Here is a 4,775-nt window from a genome sequence, read left to right on the forward strand (position 1 = left end):
TGCGCAGCGGGTTGATCTCCGAGACGGCGCCGACGAACGTGGTTTTGCCCACGCCGAAGCCGCCCGCCACCACGATCTTCGCGGAGGTCGTGGAGCGGGAAGGACCGCCGCTAGAGCTTGCGAAGTCCACTGAGCACCCTTTCGAGCAGTGTCACGTCTGGCTGGCCGCCGGCGTTCTCGTCGCCGCCGGGCTGATGGATGGCGACCAGGCCCGCCTCCGCCAAGTCGGCGACGAGAATCCTGGCCACACCGAGAGGGATCGTCAGGAGCGCCGAGATCTCGGCCACCGACTTGATCTCCCGGCAGAGGTTGCAGATCCGCTGATGCTCGGGCAGTTGGCCCTGCATCTGGTGCGGCTGCGCGGTGGTGTGCACCAGCGCCTCGATGGCGAGCTGGTAGCGCGGCCTGGTACGGCCGCCCGTCATGGCGTACGGACGCACCAGAGGGTTGTTCAACCCCGCGGGCGCCGGCTCGGGGGCGTGGCGCTGCGGCTGCACGGGCTGGATGCGCGGCGCCGGCGGCTGGTCGTACGGCGACGGACCGGGGCCCTGCGGGCCCTGAGGCGCATACGGCTGACGCCACTGGCCCGGAGCGGAGGGGAAGTTGTGCCGGTTCTGCTCATCCTGCCCGGAGCCCTGGCCATAGGGCCAGTTCCCCGCGGACGAACCACCTGGGAGTGTTGCCACTTTCTCTCCTCCTCCGACCGTGCCGGGTCACCCGTCGCTGTGGAAGACGCGTCCCGAAACCTTACGGTGCCAGGACGCGAATACGCACCGTCCTTCTGCTAGTTGAGAAGGCTCCCCTGGAGCTCCGCACGAAGGTCCGGAGTCAGGACAGTACCGGCACGATCGACCAGAAGCGCCATCTCGTACCCTACGAGGCCGATGTCCGCCTCCGGATGTGCGAGAACCGCGAGGGACGAACCGTCGGAAATGGACATGATGAAGAGGAATCCCCGCTCCATCTCCACAACCGTCTGGTTCACACTGCCGCCCTCGAAGATGCGGGAGGCACCCGCGGTCAGCGAGGTCAGACCGGAGGCGACGGCCGCCAACTGGTCGGCGCGGTCACGCGGGAAGCCTTCGGACATCGCCAGAAGGAGTCCATCGGCGGAGACCACCACGGTGTGGGACACCCCGGGGGTGTTCTCCACGAAGTTGGTGATCAACCAGTTCAGGTTCTGTGCCGCCTGGCTCATCGGGCTCACACTAACGCTCCTGGTTGTAGGTGCTGTCAGGACCGAAGCCCTGGCCGTTCGTATCACTGCCTGCGCTGCGTCCGCGTTGGACGCCCCGACGCAGGTTGCTCAGTCTGCCCCGCACATCCTCGGGGGCACGGGAGACCTGTGGGCCTCCCTGCGGGGTCGTTTCCGCGGCGCCCTCGATCAAGTTCGCCTTGGGTACCCGCCGAGGCAAGCCGGAGGAGGTGACCCCTGCCGACTTCGGTTTCCGCAGCTTCGACGCCTGCTGCCACCGGCCGTCGTTCTCGGAGTGCCCGTCGCCGTCCGCCCCTGCGGACGCCGGTGCATCCTGCGTCACGGGCTGCGGCCGGCCGGCGCCGCCGCGGCGGGGCAGTCCGGCGTCGGTCAGCTCGTGGGTGGCGGAGGAAGCCGGTCCGGGACGGTCGAAGCCTACGCGGTCCTGCTCACTGGCGTCAGCGGCCTGCACGGATTCCGGTTCCGGAGCGTACTGGGAGCCGTAGGCGTTCTGGTAGTCGTCCTGCTTCGGCCAGTCGTCCTGGTAGGACGGCTCGTCGAAGGTGGCGAACGTCTCCGGGGAGGTGGCCGGGGTCGCGGCACCATTGCCCTGGACCGGTTCCGCATAGGCGGGTTCCGGGTAGCCGTCGGCGGGCGGGAAGCCATTGCCTTGCGGCCGGCTGCCGTCAGCCGGGAAGTACGTGTCCGCGTACGCGGGCTGCTGCGGATCCTGGTACGCCGTCTGCTGGTCGTACGCCGCATGCGGCTCCTGGTACGCACCCTGTCCGTTGGTGTACGAGGGCTGGGGAGTCTCGAACTCGTCTCCGTAGGACGGAGCGGCCTGAGAGATCTCTTGCGGATGCTCCGCGCCGTGCGTCTGGGCCTCCAGGGCCGCGCGGCGCTCCTCGCGCATCAGCGAGCGGCCGACGGGGTCCAACCCCCGCATGGATTCCGCATCGCCGTAGCGGCTGTCGTCGAAGCCCAGCTCCGCGGCCGTCCGCATCGGCTGTCCGTCGAGGCTCTCGCCCGCGAAGGGCTGCTGCTCCGGGATGATCTGCGAGACGGTGAACTCGTTGTTGTCCAGCGACTGTTCGCCGCCACCGCCGTGCGTGATGGCGTCGGGGAGCATGACCAGCGAGGTGGTGCCGGCCTGTTCACCGGAGGGACGCAGCTGGACCCGGATGTCGTGCCGGTCGGACAGCCGGCCGACCACGAACAGGCCCATGCGCTGCGAGATCGCGGCATCCACGGTCGGCGGGTTGGCCAGCCTGTGGTTGATGTCCGCGAAGTCCTCGGGCGTCAGACCGATGCCCTTGTCGTGGATCTCGATCATGACCCGGCCGTCGGGCAGCCTGGTGGCGGTCACTCGGACCTTGGTCTGCGGGGAGGAGAACGTCGTGGCGTTCTCCAGCAGCTCGGCGAGCAGATGCACGAGGTCGGTCACGGCGCGGCCGTGGATCTCGGCCTCCGGGACGCCGGACAGTTCGATGCGCTCGTACTGCTCCACCTCGGAGGAGGCGGCGCGCAGTACGTCCACGAGGGGAACCGGCTGGTCCCAGCGACGGCCGGGCTCCTGGCCGGCGAGGACGAGGAGGTTCTCGCCGTTGCGGCGCATACGGGTCGCGAGGTGGTCCAGCTTGAAGAGGTTCTCCAGCTGGTCCGGGTCGGCCTCGTTGTTCTCCAGGTCGGTGATCAGGGTCAGCTGGCCCTCGATCAGCGACTGGTTGCGGCGCGAGAGGTTGGTGAAGATCGCGTTGATGTTGCCCCGCAGCAGCGCCTGTTCGGAGGCGAGCCGGACGGCCTCGCGGTGGATCTGGTCGAAGGCGCGGGCGACCTCGCCGATCTCGTCCGTGGTGGAGATCGGGATGGGGGCGACCCGGGTGTCGATATGGCCGGGGTCGGTGCGCGAGAGCTGGTCGACCAGCATCGGCAGACGCTGCTCGGCGACATCGAAGGCGGCGCTGCGCAGCTGGCGCATCGAGCGGCTCATCTGACGGGCCATGAGAGCGGCCAGGATGAGCGCGGCGAGCAGGGCGAGCACGACGATGGTGCCGTTGACGTAGGCGTCGCGTTGGGCGTTGGTGGCGATCGTGCCGGCGTCGTCGACGGCCCGGTTGATCAGCTCGTTCTCCACCTGGTCGTAGGCCTGGAACTTCAGGGTGGCGGCCGACATCCACGTCTCGGGTGTGATGCCCAGCTGCTTGAGCTCGGCGGGTGACTTGCCGCTGCCGATCGCCTGGATCATCTTGTCCATGGAGGGCGCCGAGGGGGCCTTCTTCTTGCCCTCCTCGGTCTTCTGCCGCATGACCTCGGTCAGACGGGCGACGTCCTCCTCGGCGGCACCGGAGGCGTACTCCTGTTGGGCGACACCCTCCAGGTACCTGTACGAGGTGAAGGCCGTGACCTGCTGCGCGTGGATCGCGCGGTCGGTGCTGGGCTTGACCAGCAGGTGCATGCCGATGGAGCGCTCGAGCGACTCGGCGCCCTTGGCGAGGGCGAGAGCGTACACCGAGCGGCCGTACGCCGTGATGTTGCCGGTTCCGAGGCCCAGCTCGTTCGAGAACTCCATCAGGAGGTGCTCGACGGTGACGTAGCCCTCTTCGGTCTTGACCGGGTCCATGGCGCGGGTGAACGCGGTCCGGCGGATCTGCTCCAGCTGCGGCTCGACCTTCGCCAGCAGGCTCAGTCGGCGTTCCAGGCTGTGCTTGGCGGGACGTCCGACCACTTCCCTGTGGAAGGCGGCGGCCTTCTCGTCGGTGAGGTCCCGGGCCTGCTTGACGACCGCGCTGTTCCGGTCGCCCTCCAGCAGCGGCTGCGCGGAGACGTCACGCTCGTTGAGGAGGGCCTCGGCGTAGACGCTGGCGGCGGCCACGATCTTCGCGACCTTCTCCGCGTCCCGGGCCTGCTGCCAGGTGTCGATCGAGTCCCTGACCTGGAAGCCGCCCATGACGAGGCCCACCAGTACGGGGATGAGCAGGATCGCGTTCAGCCTGGTCCGGACGTGCCAGTTGCGGGGCGAGAAGCGCCCGTGCCCGCGCGGGAGAGCCGTCGGCTCCGGCCCGGGCTCCGCTGCGGGTGCCGCTACGCGCGGCGGCGGGGTGAAGTTGCCCCGGGCAGACGGTTCGGGACCGTTCTTGCTTCGCCTCACTCGACCAACAACCTCTCGGCGACGGCACCTGCGTCGTGCCGCGGTGTCTCCAGAGCCCTGTCGCCGACCAGTACGTCTTTGACCCATGGGCAGTTCAGGCATTCCAGCACGTCAGCCTGCGCGATTCCAAACACTCGGAACCGGGGATCACCTTGGAGAGATGCGCCAGATAAAACGGTCATAAAGAGCGAGCCCCGCCAAAAGGCGGGGCTTTTGTGAGCACAGCGGCACCGAACGACCGCGACGCGTGGCGGTACCCGCCGATTTCTCTGTCGAAACGTTATGAACGCCGGGGGCGACCGTGTCAAACGCCACAGTCGGCCCCCCGGAATCTACGACAACTGCCGTACAGCTGCGTTGATTTGCCCTACCGCAGGCGCGCCATGAGCGCATGTTCGACCAGGGTGATCAGCGCGCTCTTGGCGTCCGCGC

Annotated in this window: 3 protein-coding genes and 2 pseudogenes; all 5 read right to left on the reverse strand. The window is 68.4% G+C overall.

Going from position 1 to position 4,775, the window contains the following annotated elements:
- A pseudogene (locus BIV24_RS29540) lies at positions 1–130 on the reverse strand (ATP-binding protein); the annotation flags it as partial.
- A complete protein-coding gene (locus tag BIV24_RS29545) occupies positions 111–686 on the reverse strand; it encodes a DUF742 domain-containing protein (RefSeq protein ID WP_071369538.1) in 576 nt (191 codons plus the stop codon). The pseudogene BIV24_RS29540 and the gene BIV24_RS29545, both read right to left, overlap by 20 nt.
- A gap of 98 nt (positions 687–784) precedes the next feature.
- Positions 785–1,198, reverse strand: a complete 414-nt coding sequence (locus tag BIV24_RS29550) for a roadblock/LC7 domain-containing protein (RefSeq protein ID WP_071369539.1) — start codon at positions 1,196–1,198, stop codon at positions 785–787.
- A 10-nt stretch (positions 1,199–1,208) separates the two neighbouring features.
- Positions 1,209–4,343 carry a sensor histidine kinase gene (locus tag BIV24_RS29555; protein WP_177198870.1) on the reverse strand — a complete coding sequence of 1,045 codons (3,135 nt, stop codon included), beginning with the start codon at positions 4,341–4,343 and terminating at the stop codon, positions 1,209–1,211.
- 367 nt (positions 4,344–4,710) lie between these two features.
- Positions 4,711–4,775 (reverse strand): annotated as a pseudogene (locus BIV24_RS33740) (ATP-binding protein); the annotation flags it as partial.

The organism is Streptomyces colonosanans (assembly GCF_001866645.1).
Taxonomy (GTDB): domain Bacteria; phylum Actinomycetota; class Actinomycetes; order Streptomycetales; family Streptomycetaceae; genus Streptomyces; species Streptomyces colonosanans.

What these genes read in the sequence shown, in the direction of transcription:
- BIV24_RS29550 (WP_071369539.1), bottom strand. Translation starts at nt 1,198, where the DNA reads ATGAGCCAGGCGGCACAGAACCTGAACTGGTTGATCACCAACTTCGTG.